General features: G+C 68.7%; 13 protein-coding genes. 7 read left to right on the plus strand and 6 right to left on the minus strand.

Features of this window, described 5'->3' with window-relative positions:
• Positions 1 to 2 precede the first annotated feature (2 nt).
• From FBY41_RS15765 to FBY41_RS15780, 4 genes are all read left to right on the plus strand, one after another.
• Positions 3 to 458: a hypothetical protein gene (locus FBY41_RS15765; RefSeq protein WP_141845258.1), complete on the plus strand. Its 456-nt coding sequence runs from the start codon at positions 3 to 5 to the stop codon at positions 456 to 458.
• Positions 459 to 541: 83 nt separating this feature from the next.
• Positions 542 to 1999 (plus strand): type IV secretory system conjugative DNA transfer family protein, encoded by a 1458-nt coding sequence (locus tag FBY41_RS15770; RefSeq protein WP_260439832.1) that lies wholly within the window; start codon positions 542 to 544, stop codon positions 1997 to 1999.
• Positions 1996 to 2670, plus strand: coding sequence for a hypothetical protein (locus FBY41_RS15775; protein WP_141845259.1), 675 nt, complete (start codon positions 1996 to 1998; stop codon positions 2668 to 2670). Before FBY41_RS15770 ends, FBY41_RS15775 begins: the two co-directional genes overlap by 4 nt.
• Positions 2671 to 2791: 121 nt before the next feature.
• Complete coding sequence (locus tag FBY41_RS15780) at positions 2792 to 3889, plus strand: nucleotide kinase domain-containing protein (protein ID WP_221629316.1); 1098 nt, start codon at positions 2792 to 2794, stop codon at positions 3887 to 3889.
• A 23-nt stretch (positions 3890 to 3912) separates the two neighbouring features.
• Here FBY41_RS15780 and FBY41_RS15785 read toward each other — a convergent pair whose 3' ends face one another.
• The 4 genes from FBY41_RS15785 to FBY41_RS15800 all read right to left on the minus strand — a co-directional run bounded on the left by FBY41_RS15785 (position 3913) and on the right by FBY41_RS15800 (position 6423).
• Positions 3913 to 4704: a hypothetical protein gene (locus tag FBY41_RS15785; protein WP_141845260.1), complete on the minus strand. Its 792-nt coding sequence runs from the start codon at positions 4702 to 4704 to the stop codon at positions 3913 to 3915.
• The gene (locus tag FBY41_RS15790; protein WP_141845261.1) at positions 4701 to 5678 is read right to left on the minus strand and encodes an ImmA/IrrE family metallo-endopeptidase; all 978 of its coding nucleotides are present in this window, start codon (positions 5676 to 5678) and stop codon (positions 4701 to 4703) included. Before FBY41_RS15790 ends, FBY41_RS15785 begins: the two co-directional genes overlap by 4 nt.
• A 98-nt stretch (positions 5679 to 5776) precedes the next feature.
• A complete protein-coding gene (locus FBY41_RS15795) occupies positions 5777 to 6133 on the minus strand; it encodes a helix-turn-helix domain-containing protein (protein ID WP_141845262.1) in 357 nt (118 codons plus the stop codon).
• Entirely contained in the window at positions 6130 to 6423 is a 294-nt protein-coding gene (locus tag FBY41_RS15800) for an acyl carrier protein (protein WP_185749105.1), read from the minus strand. The genes FBY41_RS15795 and FBY41_RS15800 overlap by 4 nt, the downstream gene beginning before the upstream one ends.
• Before the next feature lie 111 nt (positions 6424 to 6534).
• Between FBY41_RS15800 and FBY41_RS15805 the strand changes: the two genes are divergently transcribed.
• The gene (locus FBY41_RS15805; protein WP_141845263.1) at positions 6535 to 7422 is read left to right on the plus strand and encodes a nucleoside triphosphate pyrophosphohydrolase family protein; all 888 of its coding nucleotides are present in this window, start codon (positions 6535 to 6537) and stop codon (positions 7420 to 7422) included.
• 1282 nt (positions 7423 to 8704) lie between these two features.
• Positions 8705 to 12760, plus strand: a complete 4056-nt coding sequence (locus FBY41_RS15815; RefSeq protein ID WP_141845265.1) for a hypothetical protein — start codon at positions 8705 to 8707, stop codon at positions 12758 to 12760.
• Positions 12761 to 12830: 70 nt separating this feature from the next.
• On the opposite strand, the gene FBY41_RS15820 is transcribed toward FBY41_RS15815, so the two are convergent.
• Positions 12831 to 13676 (minus strand): nuclease-related domain-containing protein, encoded by an 846-nt coding sequence (locus FBY41_RS15820; RefSeq protein WP_260439833.1) that lies wholly within the window; start codon positions 13674 to 13676, stop codon positions 12831 to 12833.
• A gap of 131 nt (positions 13677 to 13807) precedes the next feature.
• On the opposite strand from FBY41_RS15820, the gene FBY41_RS15825 reads away from it, so the two are divergent.
• Positions 13808 to 14131 (plus strand): histone-like nucleoid-structuring protein Lsr2, encoded by a 324-nt coding sequence (locus FBY41_RS15825; RefSeq protein ID WP_141845266.1) that lies wholly within the window; start codon positions 13808 to 13810, stop codon positions 14129 to 14131.
• 224 nt (positions 14132 to 14355) lie between these two features.
• Here FBY41_RS15825 and mobF read toward each other — a convergent pair whose 3' ends face one another.
• On the minus strand, positions 14356 to 20439 hold the full coding sequence (gene mobF, locus FBY41_RS15830) for a MobF family relaxase (RefSeq protein WP_141845267.1): 6084 nt from the start codon (positions 20437 to 20439) through the stop codon (positions 14356 to 14358).
• Between the last annotated feature and the right edge of the window lie 17 nt (positions 20440 to 20456).

Below are 20456 nucleotides of genomic sequence, written 5' to 3' on the forward strand. Positions count from 1 at the left end.
TCATGCAGCAGTCACGCCGCTCGAACCCGTACCCGTTCACGTGGGAGATCCCGCTGATGCTCGCCGTCACGGTGCTGCTTTTGCTGGTGCTCGGGGTGCAGGCAGGCCGGGCCGGCGCGAACCTCGCCGCCGGCGGCGGTGGCTTCTCCTTCCCGCCGAGAGACGAGTTTCTCACCAGCGTGCCCGTGATCCTCGCCGGAGACGCCAGCGCCGGGCTGCCGTCGGGCACAACGGGCCGGGCGTCACCAGCCGCGGTCCGGGCGTGGGTCACCGGGGCCGAGCTGATGATCCTGGTGGTGCTGTGCTGGGCGGGGAGGGCGTTGTGGCTGCGGTGGGGACCGCACCGTGTCTACGGGATGGCCAGCAAGGCCGAGGCGCAGACGCTGCTCGGGCACCGGCGGCTGCACCGCGTCCGCGGCATTATCCGCCCAGACCTCTACGGGAAGGAGCGGTCATGATGCCGACCGAGACGACAAGAGTGCGGTCGCGGTTCTTGTCTTGGCCCCGGTCTCCGTCCAGGGCGCGGTTCGAGCCGACCGATGTGGGATGGCGGCTCGGCACCTCGTCCCAGCCCCGCGGCGGGCAGCTGTGGGTGCCGTGGGACCGCACCGCCGGGGTCATCGGCCCCCAGGGCAGCGGCAAGACCCTCGACGCGCTGATCCCCGCGCTGCTGCAGGCGCCCGGCGCGGCCCTGGTGACGCTGACGAAGCTGGACGACCTGCTGCTGAGTCTCACGGCCCGCTCGACCGACGACCGGCCGTGTGTCGTGCTCGACCCGTTCGGTGCCGCGTCCGGGTTGCCCGAGCTGGTCTGGGACCCGATCGACGGGTGCGTTGACCCGATGCTGGCCGAGCGGCGCGCGAAGGCGTTCACGGCCGGCACCGTCAAGGGCGCCGTCGCCGGCGGACACGGTGACGACGCCGCCCGGTTCTACGCGGCCGAGGCCGCGAAGGTCCTGCAGGCCTACTTCCACGCGGCGGCTCTGACGGGTCGCACCCTGCAGGACGTGCTGCGCTGGGTCGCGAACCCGCTCAGTGCCACCGACCCGACGGAGATCCTGCGGGAGCACCCGCACGCCGCGCCGTTCTGGCACGGGCTGCTGTTCGGGGCGCTCCGCGGCGATGAACGGACCGCCGGGAACACGATCACCACCGTGCAGCAGACGATGAGCCTGTTCTTCCAGGAGCCGATCAGGCGCCGCTGCGTCCCTGGGCCCGGACGGCCCGCGACCGATGTCGCCGACGTCATCGCGCGGCGCGGCACCATCTACCTGCTCGGACGCGAGGACCCGTACGCCAGCGCGTCCCCGTTGATGACAGCCGTCGCCGAGCACGTCCTCGACACGGCACTCGCAGCCGCGAACCAGTCCCGCTGGGGCAGGCTCTGCCCGCCGATGCTCGCCTGCCTCGACGAGCTGCCCTCCACCGCGCCGCTGCCCACGCTACGTACCCGGATGGCCAACGAGCGCGCCCTCGGGATCTCCTTCATCTGGGCCGCGCAGACCCGGCCCCAGCTCACCGCGATCTTCGGCGACCAGGAGGCCCGGACGCTGCTCGGGCTGACGAACACCCTCGTCCTCTTCGGCGGCTCCAAGGACGTCGCGTTCAACCAGGAGATCAGCGACCTTCTCGGACCCGTCCGGGTCGCCCGCACCAGCTGGCAGAGCGGGCACCGCGGTGGCCGGAACGTCGCCGGGGAAGACATCCCCATCCTCACCGGCGCCGAGGTCCGCCAGCTCAAGGAACGGCACGCTCTCGTCGTCGCCGAGAACGGCAAACCGATCATCGCGGCGCTGCACCGGTGCGTCGACGGGCGCACCGGGCGGCGGCTCCTCGCCGAGCAGGCCGCAGCCCGTGCCCGGCTGGGGGAGGGACGCCGGCTGGTGGTCACCCCGGAGGCCCGCTCCACCGCAGCGCTCGTCGAAGCGCGACGTCACGGCCTGTCTAGTGACACGACCGAGGGTTCGAACATGACGCCGCAGTTCACGGTGCGGCGATGAGCGTCACCTCCGAGCCACAGCTCCCGCCGACCCCCATGGTCCGACCCTTCCCGGAACCGGGCCGGGGACTGACGCACTGCTACCGCGAGCTGCACCTCGCCGCCAACGGCACCGCAGAGCAGAAGAAAGCCCTCGGCGACCTGCGTATGCTGCCCAGACCCTGGGACCCGACCAGCATCAGGGACCCTCAGCTCCGGCGCGAACTCTGGCTCTGGCTCGACCAGGTCGTCGCCTGGCTCAACCTCGAGTACGTCTGGGATATCGTCGGCATCATCCCGCCCTGCTGGCCCCAGCACCCGCACCTCGTGCACGAGATCGCTGTCTTGGCCGACCAACGCCGCCGCGCCGGCCTCGGGTTCACCAGCGACGCACTCGAGGAGTGGCACCGCTACGCGCTGCCCGCCTTCACCGAACGACTTCGGACCCGCCTGAAGGACCACTGCGAGGAAGGCCACAGTGACTGGCCCGCCCGTGGCCGCTACAACCGCCACGGCGCCGAACGGGCCGTCCAGCAACGAGACACCGTCTACGCCCACGACGAAGCCCTCCTCAAGCCCACACGCCGAGACCCCAGCGAGACCATGCGACTGCACCTCGTCGACACCGGACACCTCACCCCCGAAGTCGTCGACCTCGAGACCGGCGAGATCCTTGACGACGCCGACGAATGAGCCAGAACTCCGACCGCACAGGACACTTCGCACGCCCCGAACGGACACCGGCACCGCCTGCGCGGCCGGCGCCCCACCTACCCCTAGGGTGTCTTGGCATCCGGACCAATCAGGAGCGTCCATGAAGCACAGTGCGCAGACAGCGGCGAACCCCCCGACGAAGCGCGGGACATATGCGTCTAGCCGCGCCTTAGCCCTTGAAGACGGCAAGTACCGGAGCGCAGGTGCCATCCTGGTGGCGGACCGCAGGCTGACACCGACTCCGGTGTTCGACACGTACTGGCGGTTCGCTGCCGAACGGCACGCGGTCTACCAGGCCCGCATCCGCGGTGAGGACGGACCATGGACCCAGGACAAGGTCATTGCCGGGCACCGGTTCACGAACTGCTACCGGGCCGCTGATCGGGTCAGCCAGTACCTCATATCCAACGTCGCGTACTTACCTGACACAGACGACCCGATCGAAGTCATGTTCCGCATCCTGTTGTTCAAGATGTTCAACAAGGTCGAGACTTGGCAGGCGCTCTGCGAGGCGCTGGACGAGACGCCCACACACAAGGGGTTCGACGTCGAGGTGTACAACCGCATTCTCGGCTCACGAATCGAGGCGGGCACCCGCCTGTACTCCGCCGCGTACATAGTCCCGCCCCCACCATTCGGAGCTGTGCGCAAGCACACGAACCACCTCCGTCTGCTCGCGTACCTTCTTCACCAGCGCGTCCTCGAACACGTGCGGCACGCACCAACGATGCGGGACGCGTACCGACTCCTGGCGGAACTGCCCGGTATCGGACCGTTCCTTGCATACCAATTCCTCATCGACCTCAACTACTCGGCCGCCCTGTCGTTCGATGAGATGGACTTCGTCGTCCCCGGCCCCGGGGCGCGCGACGGAATCCGCAAGTGCTTCGGTGACAGCGCTCGCGGCATCGAAGCAGACATCATCGCCTACATGGCCGAGCACCAGGACGAGCACTTCACCCGGCTAGGCCTGACCTTCGGCGGTCTCTACGGGCGTCCACTGCAGCTCATCGACTGCCAGAACCTTTTCTGCGAGGTCGACAAGTATGCGCGGGTCGTCCATCCCGACCACGTCGGGCACTCCGGTAGGACCCGCATCAAGCAGAAGTTCACCGCCAACCCCTCAATGATGCGGCCGTGGTTCCCACCCAAGTGGGGTCTGAACGACAAGGTGGGTGAGCCCGCACTGGCCAGTTGACAGGCCTCCGCCCGCCGCCGGGCTCAGACGTCCAGGACGAACCCGTCAATCAGCGGGCCGATGTGCTTGGCGGTCAGGTCCACGTGGGCTCGGCCGGTCACGACGGTGAGCTGGCCCGGCAGCACACCCACTTCGTCGGCGACGAAAGTCATCATTTGGGACAGACCGAGATAGTTGCCGTACCCTTTGGCGAACAGGTACTCGTACCGGTATTGGGCCAGAAGGTGCACCTGGTCGTCGATGAGCTGAAAGCTCAGCCCCGTCAGGCACGGGAAGCCGCGGTACCGGTGGTCGGTCCCGGGGACCTGTGTGGCCAGATACGCAACCGCGTCGCCGGGCTCGTGCAACGTCGTCTCGTACGCCGCACCCATCACGCCCTTTCTGACCCCGGCGGCACCTGCGGCACGTTGCACCTTCATCCGTGCCACCACCTCTGCGAACTGGTCCACCGAACCGCGGGATGCTGGGTACTGGACCAGGCGACCGAAGTAAGTGCCGGATACGTTGTCCCGGTCGAGCTGGCGCAGCCGCGGGTATATGGCCCGGTACCGCCGCCCGAGATGGTAGGCGTCGGTCGACGTTTCTGCGAGCGCCTGCGGGAACACCGTGTTGGCCACCTCGACCACCGGCTGCATGTGGTGACGGGCCAGGAGCCGATCGAGTCCGGCACGCAGGTCCGGGTCCTCGCTGGTCGGGTCAGTCATCACCGTCACCGTGTGGAACGCCTTGCGCTTCGGGCAGCCGAGCAGGCTGCGCACTGTCTTGGCCCATCCCTCGCTCAGGCTCGAACTGGTCGTGGTTACCTGCGTGCTCATCCGAGACTCCTACCCTGCTCCAGTCCGCGAGGTCGCGACGCCACCCGCACCTGCACCGTTCCACCGCTGGCCATAGTGAGCGTCACCAGCTTCAACTCCGGGTCAGCCTCGACCTCGATCTCGCACTCCCGCGCGCTACCGGAATCCGGTGAGCTGGCCAAGACGTCGAACGCCACCGACGTCCCCTCACCGGAGCCTACGACGGGCACCAGCCACTGCGGCCACCCCTGCGACGCACCCACGCCAGACGCGGGAGCAGGTGCCGGGCGAGCGTCGAACAACACCCGGTCCCCTTGTTTGACCACCAACGTCACTTGGTCGTACGTCGGCGCGACGACAAACACGTCGGCGCGGCCGCTCGCCTGCGCCGGAAAGCCGGCGACGGCACGGGCCTTCAGCCGCCCGGGCTGGACAGCCGCCCACGCTCGGGCGGTCTGCGACGAAACCTGTCGCACCGTCTGCAGCTGTCGCACAAGTGTCCGGTACGGCACACCCATCAGCAGCGACAGCTGGTACGCCTGCTCCGGGGTGCTCAACGGCGGCCCACCGGTCACCAGCCGGACCGCGGCCTGCACGGCCGGGGCCGGCATGAGGAACCATGCGGCGAATGACTCGGCGAGTTTCTCCCGGTCGCTCCACCGGCGGGCCCGACCTCCACCAGACCCACCGGCGGTGTGCTCGTCATCCAGGCTCGTGGAGTGGCCGAACCAGTGGTGGCCGAGCTCGTGCGCCAGCGTCATCCGGCGGGCTGGGAACGGGATGCCGTTGTTGACGAGGACCCCGACTGGAACGCCCGGCTGCTTCAAGTACGCACCGAATAACGTCCCCATCGGCCGCCACATAAGGTGCGCAACCCCGGACGCCGCGAGCGCCCCGACCACGTCGACGAACGGCTCTCGCCGGTTCACGCGGAGGTCGGCGTGCGCCTGAGCCGCCGCAAGCATTGCGGCCGACTGCGCCTGCTGCCACGTCATCGACGTCGGGCGTGCCGCCCCTCGTGGCAGCACAACCCGCGGGCGAGGGTGTGCTGCCCCGCGACCGTCCTCCTCCTGACGACCCCGGTCGTTCACGGCTACTCGACCCCCGGCCGGCCGTTGAACTTCAGGAACTGCGCGTACCGGAGCAACTCGGTCATGTCCTGGTCGGTCAGGTCACCTACCGCCCGGGCCAGGGCGCTTATCGCGTCAAGGGACTCCTCGTCACCGCCGGGCTGCTCGCCCAGCAGCGCCGAGACCGGGTACTTATATAGCTTGGAGAACTTGCGCAGCTCGAGGCTGTCCACCTTTCGGCGACCGTGCTCGATCTCGGATATGGCCGAGCGGGAGATACCGGTGACCTGCGCGACATGCTGCTGGGACAGACCCAGGTACTCCCGGACGCCCTTGAGCCGGGCGCCCAGCCGTTTCCACTCCTGCGCCTCGGTGCTCACGCCGGCGCTCCGCCGGCAGCAGGTGACTGAGGTGCCGCGGGCGCTGCCGCGTCCGCAATCGCCTGTGCGAACGCTCGCACTGACCGCATCGCCTCCCCGTTGGCCGGGCTGGCCTCCAAGCGCACCCCCATGATCTCCTCGACCCGGACGAGCACTTCCACCGCGAGCAGCGAGTCGACCGGCATGTCAGCCCCACCCGCCAACAGCTCTTGCCGCAGATCTGCCGGGGGGCAGCCACGCTCCTGCGCGAGTAGCTCGATGATGATGTTCTCGATGTCCTCAACGTCCACGCGAGCCCTCCTAGGATGACCAGTTCTGTGTTGGAATTGCCGACTGCCTTGTCGGATGGTACAACAGTGTTGGGTTATCCGACAACGTGTCGGAATGCCAAGGGAGGGACGATGGACCTGCGGGATTTCCAGCAGAAGGCACTTGGGACCGACCAGCGTGACCGTGCTGACGGCGAAGATGCACTAGTCGTGCATCTGCTCGGCTTGGCCGGGGAGGCCGGGTCGGTGGCCAGCGAGTACAAGAAGCACCTCCGCGACGGCGAGGCCCACGCGTTCTGGAAGGCACGGATGCGCTTGGAGCTCGGCGACGTCCTCTGGTACGTCGCCGCGGTGGCCAACGACCTCGGCCTGGACCTGAACGAGATCGCCACCGCGAACTTGGAGAAGACCAAAGCCCGCTGGCAGCTCACAACGTGTGACCAACTCGACGCGAACTACCCGCCCGGTGAGCGGCTGCCGCGCCGCGGCGTCGTCGACCTCGTCGTCGGCCAGCGCGACGACGGCAGCGACGTTGTGCGGATGATGGTGGACGGCGTCCAGATCGGCAGTGATCTGACCGATGCCTCCGCCGTGGACGATGGCTATCGGTACCACGATGTCTTCCATCTCGCGTTCGCCACCCTGCTCGGATGGTCGCCCGTCACCCGAGCCCTGATGGGTCGTAAGCGGCGCAGCAACCCAGTCGTAGACGAGCAGGAGGACGGAGGCCGCGCCGTGGCGATCGAGGAGGGACTGTCCGCCGCGGTGTTCGCGTACGCGGCGCAGCACGACTACCTCGAGGGAGTCGAGCGGCTGGACCAGTCGCTGCTACTGCAGGTCGAGCAGCTCACCGGGCAGATGGAGGTCGGGGTGCGCACCCCGGCGCAGTGGGAGCACGCCATCCTCACTGCATTTACCGTCTGGCGTCGGGTGCGAGCGGCCGGACGCGGACGCATCGTGTTCGACGCCGACGCGGGCACGTTCAAATTTGAGCCGACGCCGGCCGACGGCGGACTGTAATGATCACTTCTGGGTGCACGACGTCGCCGAAGGGCGGCCCTCGAGGTCGACCGCATCTCGTAGCCGGGTGCACCACGACACGCCTGACTAGGTTCCTCACGGAGACGGTGACGGTGACCAGCTAGACCGCTACTAGCGGCGAGACACACGGCGCACGGGGTCATGAGGAAGAACGAGACCGTATCCCTGATCCTCTGCCAGCCCACCTGGGCTGACAGAACGGGCAGACCCGCCGACACGCGGACCTGCCCCAGCACCGAGGTCATACGACGACGGCAACCATGACTAGTGGTCCGGCGAGCGTAGTGGCGTACACGGCCCAGGAACAGCCTCGGCCCTTCAACCTCGGGATCCATGTTCCAGGAGGGAACAATGGCACGCTCAGTGAATCGCAGTGCCGGCTCGGGCCGGTTCGTCAGCAAGGCCGCCGCAGCCCGGTGGCCATCGAAGACCACGACCGAGCAGGTCGGGTCCGGATCCGCGAACAACCGCTCAGTTTACCGATCCGCCTCGACCGGCCGATTCGTAACTCCGGGGACTGCGAAGCGGAACCCCGGCGGGACCATCGAGCAGCAGGTGTAGACAGGCTGGGGTGGAGGCGCCACCTCCACCCCAGCCTCACAGCACCCTTCTCCGCGAGCTGGCCAAGTTCTAGGCGTCACGCCACGAGATCGCCTTGGTCGATCCCAATGACCACGTCGGCGGTCCCGTGGGGGCTGCCCAACTGACCACCTCACGCACGCTGGAGCCGGACAGCCAAGGCTGCCTCCCCACTGGCCATAGTTTGGTGAAGCTCGCGACTAGCGTCCCCTGCGCACGAGGGCGCACCCTGTCGCGCGACGTCTTGCCCCATCGACGCGCCCAGTGACCCTCGAGTGGGTGCGGCATATTGCCCGCTCTGGGCGCCCCTATCGCCCAGAGTGATGCGGGTCTGCTCAGTCAGCCCAGCTGACTAATAGATGCTGCAGCACTCCGGCGATCTGCCCTGCGGACCGATGATTTCAGCCCGGCGGCGGGCCTCTCCACGTTGTCGTTCCTCTGCGTCTGCACCGAGCCGCAGTTACTCCTGCCCGCTCGATAGCCTTGAAGGGAGAACTCGTTCTCCGCACTCCCGAGCAGAGGCATGTGAATCGTTCAGGTCGAGCGGCAAGCTCAGCACGTGGCGACCTCGTCCCTTAGGGTGATGCTCCCCGCCACCACGACGCCTACTCCATCACCGGCGCCAGACCCGGCGCCGGGATCACCACGGAAGTAGGCCAAGCCAAGAAGTAGGACACCCTCAATGGCGCAGAGGAAGACAAGCGAGCACGGTAACCCGGATGAGCGTCCATCGGCGCTCGAATGGCTGATGTCCCATAAGCAGCCGAAACTGCTTCCCACCCCCTGGCTCACTGACGCAGAGCTCGAGGACTTCACCGAAGCGGTCTTAGTAGCCCAGCGTCTGCTCGGTATAGGCGTCCGCCACGTCGCCCACGTCGAACGGTGGGGGGTGCCCGGCGACAAGCAGGACGGCATTGACTTCTTCGGCAGGTTCAACGACGACGTCCCCGCCGCCTGGCAGGTCAAACAGCTCGAGAAGCTCACGGTTGCCGACGTCCGCGACGCGGTCGACGCGGTCACGTTCAAGAACGCCGACGAGCTGTACCTGGTCTACGGAGGGATCGCGAAGCAGCAAGCCAGAGAGGAGATGCTCAGGCACGACGGATGGACGCTGCTGGACCGCCGGAACCTGACCGAGATGGTCCGGCTGCTCCCTGCGCACGTCCAGCGTGAACTCATCGAGCGGTTCTGGGGTGTCGACGTACGCCGAATGTTCGTCAACTCACCCGGTGACGCGTTCGTGTCCCTCGATGTGTTCAGGTCTAGCCGGCGCAACCCGGACTCGCTGATGAACGACCTCGGACCGTTGGCTGGGCGCGAATCCGAGCTGAAGGGCCTGGCTGATGCGTTGGACCGGAACTCGGAGACGTTCCGGCAGGTCGTCGTGGTCAGCGCTCCCGGCGGCCGCGGCAAGTCCCGTCTGATCGCCGAGGCACTCGCCGGCCAGCGGGAGCACGACCCCACGGTTCCCATCGCCTGCCTGTCTGCCCATCACACTTTCGACGCGGCGGCGATGGCCGAGCTGCGGGCTGCGCCGTCCATCGTGTTCATCGACGACGCACACAATGACCCGGCCGCACTCGCGCCTTTGCTGGCCGCCGCGCGCAGCGAACCCGACATCCAAGTCATCCTCGCTACCCGGCCCAGCGCGCTCCGAGCCGTCGCGGAACGCGTTTCCCTCGCGCCGTTCGGACCGGACGAGCGCACCACCATCGAAGTCGGAGAGCTCAAGCTGGCTGACGCGCGACGACTCGTGAGAGGCCTCGTCGAAGACCTCGACCTGAGTTTCGAACTACGAAACTACCTCGCCGACCAGGCCACGCACAGCCCCCACGTGACCGTCATCCTGACAAATCTCATCCGCACCCACCAGCTGAACGGCGCCATCGCCGTTAACTCGAACCTCCGGGAACTGGTCCTCGCCCGCTACCAAGAACTTCTGGTGCCCGGCGTCGTTGAAGGTTTTGACGCCAGCACCACCCGCCGAGTCATCGCGACCTACGCATGCTTGCAACCAGTCCACGAGAGCGAGGCTCTCCAGGCGCGCATCGCCGCGTTCTGCGCCCTGACGGTCATCGAGCTCGCTCAACTCGTTCGCGTGCTCACGGATCGCGGCATCTTGGTCAACCACAGCGACCATGTGCGCGTTGTCCCCGAAGTACTCGCCGACCGGATCGTCGAGATGGTTGCCGCGTTCGAGAAGTACGACAGCGGCTTTGTCGGCGAACTATGGAACGAGTTCGGTGCCGACCACCATCACCGCCTCGCGCTGTCCCTAGGTGAACTTGACTGGCGTCTGACCCACAATCACGGCCCGAACGTGATGGCGCGCGTTTGGGATGCCATCCGCGATCGCCTGAAGAGCCCTTACTGCTCGCGGCTGTGCAGCGAGCTCGACCAGCTCGAGCAGCTCGCGGCTACCCAGCCGACGGCGCTCATCGAGGTGCTCGACGAGCTGCGGCACCGCCTCGACAAGGAGGATGCCGCGGGCGTACCCGTGCCAGAGGATCCTGAAGACCCGGCCTACCGGTTTTCTTGGTCGCGGTTAAGGCCACGGGACCGCGACGACGTCCGCGCCAGAATGCCCCAGCTCTATGCACGAGCCGCCGCCCACGACCCAGAGGTTCTCGAGCGGGCGCTCGATGCACTGTGGGCCCTCCGCAAGAAGGACGCACGGCCAACCAACTCCAACCCAGACCACGCCGACCGGATGGTCACTGACCGCCTCGCGAAGCTCGCCACATTGCCCGACCCCTCATTCCCTCGACGCATCGTCGCCCGCGTAGCGGTCTGGCTGGAAGAACCTGCCGATGGCGACGAGGTCACGACCCCGCTGTTCGCGCTCAAACCTCTGCTCGCGAAGGAGGATCTCGAGACAGTTCAATCGAGCATTCGTGCCCTCCAGTTCCGGCCCCACCTCATCTCTGCCACCGCGGTGCGGCCAGTCCGCGATCAGATTCGTGAACTGCTCCTCGCGCAAGCAGTGTCGACCAACCTCCACTTGGCCGGGGCGGCACTGGCTCTCCTCGGCGAAGCCCTGCACCAACCTCACGGCTACTTCGGACAATCCGTCGGCACTGACGCAATCCTGAATTGGGAGGACGACGACCTTGCCACTATCGCCGTTCTCGAGCAGATCGCCGACCAGACTCCATCGGCGGTCGTACGACGCCAGGTCCGCGAAGTCGTCTCGTGGAGCGCCGAGCACGCGACATCTCTGCGGCTCCAGCACGCCGCGATGGCGCTCGGAGCACGCCTGGATGCGAACGACGACCTGGAAGACCAGATGGCCGAACTCATCCTCAGCGGAGAGTGGGGTAGGCCGCCCAAGCGCATCCTGCACGTGCCGCCGATCGAAGATCTCGAAGCCGAGCGATACGCAGAACAGGAGCGAACCAGGGACTTCACCGACGAGCAGCGACAAGCGGAACAGCATGCCGCCATCCGCGCCAAGATTGAGGCCCGAGACCAGCACGTCGCTGCCCGCAACGAGAACCTCACGCGGCGCCTCATCCAGTTCGGTGACGCCGACGCCGTTCTCGGACTCCTAGACCGGACCGCTCGCGAAGTCCAACAGATCCGCGCAGACAAGCACATCATCCTCATGGGCCTGTGGAACCAGTTCGCACAGCAAGCACCCGAACTGCTGGGAGCTATCGCCACCGGAATCGCCGGCAACGAGCCCGGGCCACTCGACGAGGCCCTGGACCTTCTCATCGACCGATGGGTGCGGACCAGCCCAGACGAAGCCATCGCCTGGGTACGGGGCGCGGTCCGAACCGGCCGCAAAGAGGTGCGCCTGTCCATCGCTGCCGGATTCGCCCGCGCGGGATGGGACCCCCACGCCGAGGAGTTCACCACCGTCTGGACCCACGGTCTCACCGACGACGATCCCGACGTAGTGCAGGCTTTCCTACGCGCGGCCGGCGGCTACCTGCGCACCAACCCGGTCGAAGCTGTCGACGTTCTACTCGGACACGACATCTCGCCCTTAGGAGCCACCCGTGTACTCGAGGACTCGTGCAGTTACGACGGCCGCAAGTACGGGTCGAGCCTGGATGCGGAAACAGCCATCAGGCTCCTACCTCTCATCACCCGCGCCGGCCTCGACAATTACGCCGTGCAGGAGATCTTCACCGGGATCGCGACCGTGCACCCCCAACTCGTCCTCGACTACCTTGTCGAGCTCTCGCATGGAGAAGAACCCGTCCCTACTGACATCCACGAGCTCAGGCACGCGTTCGACGAACACGCCGACACGCTCGCCGGTTGGGTCCACGACCACCTCGGTCAGGAGACGACCACCATCGGTCAAGTCATAGACGCAGCCGTCAACCATCACCTCACCGAGAACCAGGCTAACGCTCTCGCCAGCCTGTGCGAGAACCTCACCGGACCCGAGCTGATTGCCTTCCTCGATTGCCTCGCCCCGATTCCGCTCTGGGCCCCCAACCAGCCCGGCCTGGCAGAAGCCGCAATGCGAGGCGCACGCGAAACCAACACGGGAGAGGAAGTCCTCGAGCGCATCCGGCGCGACGGAATGGGTCTCCGAGGCTGGGGATGGACAAACGGCGTCTCCGAGGAGTTGAACCGCGCCCGAGACGCTTCCGCGAACGCCGCCGAGCAGACCGTCGACGACGAGCTACGCACCGAATTTCTGGCGGCTCGAGATCGCTTCCAGGCGCAGATCGACCAGATGGCCGAAGAGCACCGGCGAGAAGAAGACGAGGACTGGTAGCCCGTCCAGATGGCGGGCTTTCGACAGTCCTTGCAGCGTCATATCGCCGCGTTTCGGCGTGGTGGGTGCTTCAGGCAGATGGGAGAGCGTGGGCGAGTTTGCGGTGTATCTCGGCGATGGTTTCGCGGGTGTATGGGCCCTCTGCTTGGAGCTGGGGGTGGAGCTTGTTGGGCCACAACGCCTGCACGCCCCGGGTGGTGAAGGTGCCGCCGATCAGGGGCCACTCTGCGTCGATGAAGCAGAGCACCCCGTGGACCTGGACGTCGATGTCGAGCAGCCCGCGCACCACGTCGACCTGTTTGAGCACTCCGTCCACGAGTTTGGTGCAGTCGCGGGACCCGACGAGCAGTCGTTCAATACGGGGCCGGAAGATGCCTCCCTCGATCTTGAGGTGGGGACGGCCGCGGTACTTCTTGGCGTCGATGACGTAGACGCCGCCGGGAGTCACGGCCAGGTGGTCGATGTTCGCCCGTGTTCTCGGGATCCGCCGGTCGTGCAACAGCCGGAGCGTGTCTGAGGCGAGGCGGTCCAGGCCCTTGCCGAGTCGCTCTTCTCCGGCTGCGCCGGTGTCCCAGGCGGTCGTTGACTGTCGCTCGTCGGCGAGCGCGAGGATCAGGCAGCCGAGCTTCGGGTGCTTGGTCCGGATGCGTTCTTCCCTCTTGGTCTTGCGCCGCTCGAACTCGCGACGCGCTGACGCTCCCGCGGTACCGGACTCCACGACGGCCACGGCAGCAGGTTCGACGACACTCGCGACTGAGGTCTCGACTGGCGAGCTCTCGTCGTGGCTGATGCATCGGACCGTCTTCGTCGTCGGTTCATAGACCGCCTCGGCCCGGGCGGGGAGCGGTACCCCACAGATCCGGCAAGAGCCGGCGTAGCGCAGGAGAATGCGCGTATCGTCGGTCCCCCCGTCCACGCGTTCACCGTACGGTGAACGCCCCCCAGCGGAGAGCCGACCGCCGATAAAGTCGCGAGATTTCGCCGCAGAACGACCTTCCTTCAGAGAGGCGGCGCTCCACCGGAGCCAACCGCCCCTACCATCTCGTCATGGCCCAACAAGTGATCACCACTCTGGTTGACGACATTGACGGCACTGAGGCAGCCGAGACCATCTCGTTCGCCCTCGATGGCAAGGCCTACGAGATTGACCTCTCGGAGAAGAATGCGAAGGAGCTCCGCAAGAACCTCGGGCACTGGACCGACCGGGCACGAACCTCAGGCCGGCCCGCACGCACCCGTCAGCGGCTCGCGGCCGCGGGCGCCTCCCGTAACGCGGAGATCCGCGCCTGGGCGCACAGCAACGGGCATGATGTGCCCGCTCGTGGACGGATCCCGCAGCGGATTGTGGCCGCGTTCGACGCAGCCCACTAAAGACGCGCAATGCCTCAGAGCGCCTGGGTCGACGATGGTCTGGGCGCTTCGGCTTTCGGTACGCCGATGACCCAGTCACTCACATGTGCGTCCGCGGAGATCTGGAATGGCGAGCATCAACGTTTGCGGTCATCCGGACCTGGCCCGATCACGGAACGTGCGTCCGGCGATAGGCGCTGGCAGTGGTCATCGCTCCGTCCAGGGTGCTCTCCGGGGTTGTGATCTCAGCGCCGGATGGAGCCTCGTCCGTGCGGCGGTCTGTCGCCGCCGGCCAGCTGCTGCATGGCCGCACCGGTCCGGTGATGGCTCGCAGTCTCGGGCTCGTTGAACGACGCCTCGTCGAACGCAGGGTCGTCAGGCAGCCGGACGGCGAGGCGGTGGCGGAGTTCTTGAGCCGGCCGGTCTTGAAGCGGCTTCTCGTCGATGAGATGTCGGCAGAGCCCGCCGACGTCGTGTCCGCCGTGGTGCGCGTCGTCGAGCATGCTGGCCAGGGCGGGCCAGTCGCTCTGGGCGGGGAGGCGGGGGTCGAGTTCCCGGGCCAGCTTGAGCCACCGGTCGGCCGGCTGCTGCTCCGCGATGTTCTCGAGCCGCGAGCGGACCTCGCGGAGGGCGGTCAGCTGCTGCTGGGCCGCGGCCCGCGGGCCGCGGTTCCATTCCGCGGCGTAGCCAACGAGGCTGGCGCGGGCGTTTTGTAGCGGGACCCCGAGCCGCGATGCCATGTGGCGGGTGCCGGCGTCCCATGCGGTGGCGGGTTGAGCGGCGAGGATCTGGCTGGCCTGCTGCAGCGCCGTCTCTTGGGGGAGGTTGGTAAGGCGTTCCTCGATGAGCAGCGCCGCGAGGGGCCGAGCCCGTTGGAGGGTGTCGAGCAGTGCCTGTGGGCCCTCGCGGCTGTAGACGGCGGCGGGGTCTGACCCGTCGGGGAAGGTGGCTACGGCGGGGGAGAATCCGTGCGGTGCGAGCAGCCAGAAGTCCCGTTCGGCGGCGACCCGGCCGGGCAGGTCCCCGTCGGTGGCCACGACCAGAGGTCGGCCCATCGCCGTTAGCTGCGCGGTCTGCTCGTGGGTGAGGGAGGTACCGAGGGTGGCGACGCCGACGTAGGCTCCGCTGCCGGCGAGGGTGACCGCGATGGCGTCCATCGGGCCCTCGACGATCACGAGGGCCGCGTCGTCGGGCAGGGGCCAGGGCGGTATGCCGTAGAGCTGGGCGCCCTTGTGGAACAGGGGAGTGTCGGGGGTGTTGAGGTACTTCGGCACAGCCGGTCGGGTGGCGCCGGCCGGTCCAGCAGGCGGCGTGTGGTCGAGGCCGGGGTGGCGGCGTCCGACGAAGCCGAGTACGTCGCCGTCGCGGGTGATCGGGAGCATGACGCGGTCGCGGAACCGGTCGATGACCCTGCCGGTGCGGGCCCGGCTGGCGACGCCGGCGGCGAGCATCTCCTCGTCGGTGACGCCGGCGCGCCGTAGGGCGGTGACGAGGGTGGTCCACCCGGCGGGCGCGTACCCCGGCGCGAACCCGGACAGGACAGTCGCAAGGGGCCCGGTGGGGCGCCCGGTCGCTGATTCGTTTGCGGGGCTGAAGCGTTCGCGCAGGTAGGTGTCGGCCCAGCTGCCGGGTAGCTGGCTACGGAAGTAGTCCAGGGTGATCTGGTTGATCTCGAGCAGCCTTTCGCGGCTGACCGGACGGTCGTCCCAGAGTGCGGCCCGGGAGACCATGGCCTCGACGTCATCGTCGTCGGGAGGCAGTGGTCCCATCGCGTCGCGGACCATTGCGGCGAGCTGCAGCCGCACCTCGACAGCAGCAGCGACCTGGTCGGCCCCGTCGCGGTCCTCAGGGTCGGTGGCATGGGGGTCGGTGCTTGGGTGGGGGTTCGGGTCGAGGAGGTCACGCCACTGCTCCGGGGTGGGCGCCTCGCTGAGGCGCTCTGTCCCGTAGTCGATTTCGCGGTCGATGGCGTGGTCGGCGGGGTGGTCGACCCAGGACCGGTCGTCATCGGGGGACGGGTCCTCGTCGAGGTCCTCGGCCGGTGGGGGAGGGTCGGTGCGGACGGTGATGCGCCACACCATGGCTTGGCAGTCGTCGAGGTCGTCGGTCAGCTGAGGGTCAGCGTCGTGGCCTGGGTGGGTGTCGAGGAGGCCGCCGAGGGTCCAGCCGCGTTGCAGGGCGTGGTCGATGCTCGTGACCAGGGCCGGCCACCACGGGCTGGACTGCAGCCCCTCGGCCCGGGTGGGGCCGTAGGTGTCCGTGAGACGGGGCACCCATGACGCCATGAGCGCGTCATGCTGATGGTCGGCGCGGTGCTCGGGGTCGGCGGCGACGGCCGGTGACACATGCCGGCTCAGGCGCCACCACAGGGCGGCAGCGGGATGGTCATCAGGCAGCGCCCCGACGACCGTGGCGCGGCGGAGCAGGCCGCGCGCGTCGAGCCCGGCCCTGGACATGGCGGCGAGCCGTTCGGCAAGGATCGGGGTGAAGTCGTCACGGCGGACACCTTGTGATGCGGCGTGCAGGACGTGTTCCCATTCCTGCAGGGCGGGGGCGCGGGTGCCGTGCAGCGCGGTGGTGAGCCGGCGTTGCCACAGGGCGGCCGCCTTCTGCGGCTGTGGTGGCCCGGTGGGCCGCCGGTCCTGCTCGGGGACCTGGGTCGCGGCCCGCCAGACCTGGACGTCGGCGAGGACGTCGGGGTGAGGGCGGGAAGCAGCGTGGGTGACCCACACGGGAGTGTGCATGACGGCGGCGTCTTTGACCTGGTCGGTGAGGATGGTGACGAGCTCCGCTCGGCGGGTGAGGTACTCGCCCCAGCTCGGGTGCAGGGCCAGCGCTGGCGGGATGCCGGGGAGCCACGGGAGCGGTCCTCCGCCAGCGCCTCCTGGGAGTGGGCTTTCGAGGCGCCAGTCGATGACGGCGGCGGGGTCGTCTGCGGTGTCGAGCTCCCGGCTGCTGGCGGCGGTGCGGAGCGCGGCGATGGGGTCGCGGTCGTGGGCGGCGAGCAGGATCAGGTGGGCGCGGAGGGTGGGCCAGGCGGGTGCCTCGGCCAGTCCGGGGACGGCCTGTTCTGCATCACGTTCGAGGCTGCGGACGGTGTCGGGGCCGAGGTGGTCTTCGGCGGCGACGTGCAAGGCGTCGGTGTAGCGGGCGGTTGCCTGCCCGAGCAGCAGGGTGGGGTCGGCGGCGTCGCCGAGCTGGGTGGTTGCGGAGGTGGGGGAGTGGTCCCGAGCCAGGATGGCTTCGAGGATGTCGGTGGCGGTGGGTGGGGTGAGGGTGTCGGGGTGGATCGCGGTGTGGGGGTCGCCGTCGCCGACGACCTGGACGTAGACGTGGTTGGCGACCCGGCCGCGGGTGAGCATCGTGTAGAGCTGCTGGCGTGACTCCTGCCCGCTGGCGAGGCCGTGCATGGTGTCCGCGGAGACGCCTTGGGCGGCATGGACGGTGGTGGCGTAGCCCAGCTCCGTGTATGCGGCGACGTAGCCGGCGGGGAGGGTGATGGTGTGCCGGTGGCGGGTGTGTTGAACCCGTAACCCGCCGTCGTCGCCGACGTCGATGACGGTCCAGCGGTCGCCGTTCTTGACCCAGTCCGACGCGGTCAACCGGAGCCGGCGGTCGTTGGAGCGGGTGATGACGAGGTCCCCGACGGAGGCGGCGTTCCCGTCCGCGAGAGTGACCTGAGCCTTTGGGTCAGCGCAGGGCTGCTGACGGTCGAGTCGGTGGGTGCGGGCGCGTTGGTTGAGCTGGGCGACGAGCTCTCGGGTGGGGGCGAGCATGATGGCGTCCAGGCCACGGTCGGCGTCGGCGCGCCACGCGTCGAAGACGTCCTCGGTGGTGGTGGCGGGGTCGCCGACGTGGACGCGGTGCTGGTCGAGGTAGAACCCGAGCGCCTCCGGCGCCCCGTCGCGCAGTGCGAGGGTGGCGGCGGCTTCGGCGGGGTCGGTGAAGCGCATCAGCTCGGTCAGGCGCAGCGCGCCATGGGTGTGTTGCAGGTCGCGCAGGACGCCGCCGGCGCCGATCGCGGCGAGCTGCTGGTCGTCCCCGATGAGGCGGACGGACCCGCCGCGGTCGGTGACGAATTGGACGACGGTGTCGAGGGTGAGGGTGTCGGCCATGCCGGCCTCGTCGACGAGGACGAGGGTGGCGGCGTCGATGCGGGCGGCCCAGTCGGGCAGGTCGCCGCGGGCGATGGACCAGGTGAGCTTGGCGAGGGTGTCCGTGACCGCGGACGCCTGCCCGACCGTCTCGGTGCTGCCGAGGTTGCGAGTAACACCAGAGGTCGGTGTGCGGGTGGGTGTGGGGGTGCTGATCTGGTCGCGGAGGACGGCTGCGGCGGCCGCTGAGGGGGCGAGGCCGATGACGTGGCCGCCGCCGTTGGCCCACGCGGTGGCCAGCGCGCGTAGGGCGGTCGTCTTGCCCGCCCCGGCGGGGGCGATCGCGAGCTGTAGGCGGGCCCCGGAGGACGCCATGCCGCGCACCAGGGCAGTCTGGCCGGCGTTGAGGGTGGCCCCGTTCGCGGTCGACTCGAGCAGTGCCAGCTCGACATCGTGCTTGTTGACCGTGGCCCCGTCGTGCCGGGCGGCCGCGGCGAGGAGGCGCTGTTCGGCGGCGAGGACCGTGGCGGAGGTGAACAGCTCGGCGCCGTGGACTGTGTAGACGCTGGAGTCGTCCCGGCGCCGCAGCTGCGCCGGCTCAGCGATGCCGTCGCCCTGGTCGGTGAGGCGCACCGAGCGGCGGTCCAGGACCTCGTCGACGAGCAGCCCCACCACCGCGTCGACAGCCCCCGCAGCGACCTCGACCGAGTCGGCGGCGCGGAGACGGCGCTGAGCCTCGGCGCGGACGTGCCACACCTGCCACGTGCTCCGGGAGGCCTGCAACGTGGTGATGATCGAGGCTGCGGTCGCGTCGATCCAGCCGGCGTCGACCCGTCCCCCGGCCACCCCTCCGGCCGCCTCGCCGGCGGCCCGCGCGGTGGCTCGTCCTGTGGCTCGTCGTGAGGCGGTTGGGGCGGTCGCTGCGCGGAGCATGGCGTCGAGCGCGTGCTCGTCGCCGAGCACCTCCACGGCTTGGCGCCGCCACGTGGTCCGCTGCTCGGCCAGGGTCCGCGGGGCCTTCTTCGCCTCCCTCGTTTCCAGGGTGGCCTGCTGCGCGAGCTGGATCGACTCCACCGCGGTCGGGGGTCGACCATGGTCGCGTTGGAAGGTTTGCGCAAGCTCGCCGCGGCGGGCCACGACGGCCGCCCGGCGGGCCGACCAGCGCTCGTTCAGCCGGGGGTCGACCCCGACCACCTCACGGACCGCACGCTCCCGGACGTTGGCTGTGTCCGGCGCCTGGACATGTTCGGTGTCGCGCTCGGTGAAGCGGAGGCCGAGGTCGGCGTGGAGGCGCTTCTCCAGGGCGGTGTTGTAGGTCTCGGAGGCGGACACGTTGGCCTTGAACAGCACCCGCCCGTCGATGCTGAGCCAGCGCCCGTCAAGGGTCTGGACCTTGTTCGCGACGGCGACGTGGGTGTGCAGGTCGGGGTCCCCGGCGCGGGAGTCACGGTGCGTGAAGCTGGTCGCCACCAGCCCCCGGACGTCGACCTGACGCACCCCGTTAGTTCCGGTCCGGGTGAACAGCGCGTGCTCCTCGAGGAACCGCAGCGCGTCCCCGACGGCCGCCAGGTGGGCCCGTTCGATCGCGGCGGCGGTCGCCGGATCGGCGACGGCCCACAGGGCGGAGACGCTCTTGACGGGGGAGAAGGTCAGGTCATAACCAGCGACCGCGGTCGTCCGAGGGCGGGAGTGTCTCGCGATCGTGGCGGCGATCTCCCGGGCGCCGTCCGACCCGCTCGCCGGGTCCCGGCCGTGCTCCGTACGGAAGAACTCGGTCGCCACCTCGGTCCGGATCCGCGCCCGCTCCTCTAGCGGAACCACCGCGTCCGAGCCGTCACCCAGAGCGGATGCCAGCTCGCCTACCCGGCGGGCCACCTCGACCCGGAACGCGCTGACATCGCCGCCATAGACCTTGAACGGCAGACCGAGCCGGGTCACCGCCTGGTAGTCCCGGACGGTCAGGTCCGGCCCGGCGAGCCGGTCCAGTCGCTGCGCCGCGAGCGGGTGGTGGCCAGAGCCGAAGAGGGCCTGCATCTGCTCCGCGGTGACGACCTCCCCGGCATCGAGGCCGTCGAGGCCGGCCATCCCGGAGCCGACCCACACCCCGGGCGTCTCACCCTTCTGGGCGTAGTAGCTGGCCAGGCCGGTGTGGCCCTTGTCGGTGGCGTCCTGCGCCGCGACCTGACGGGTCAGGTAGTCGTACCCGCTCCCGGCCGTGAGCTTGTGGAGGGACATCGTCACACCGACCAAAG

Source organism: Humibacillus xanthopallidus (assembly GCF_006716675.1).
GTDB lineage: Bacteria > Actinomycetota > Actinomycetes > Actinomycetales > Dermatophilaceae > Humibacillus > Humibacillus xanthopallidus_B.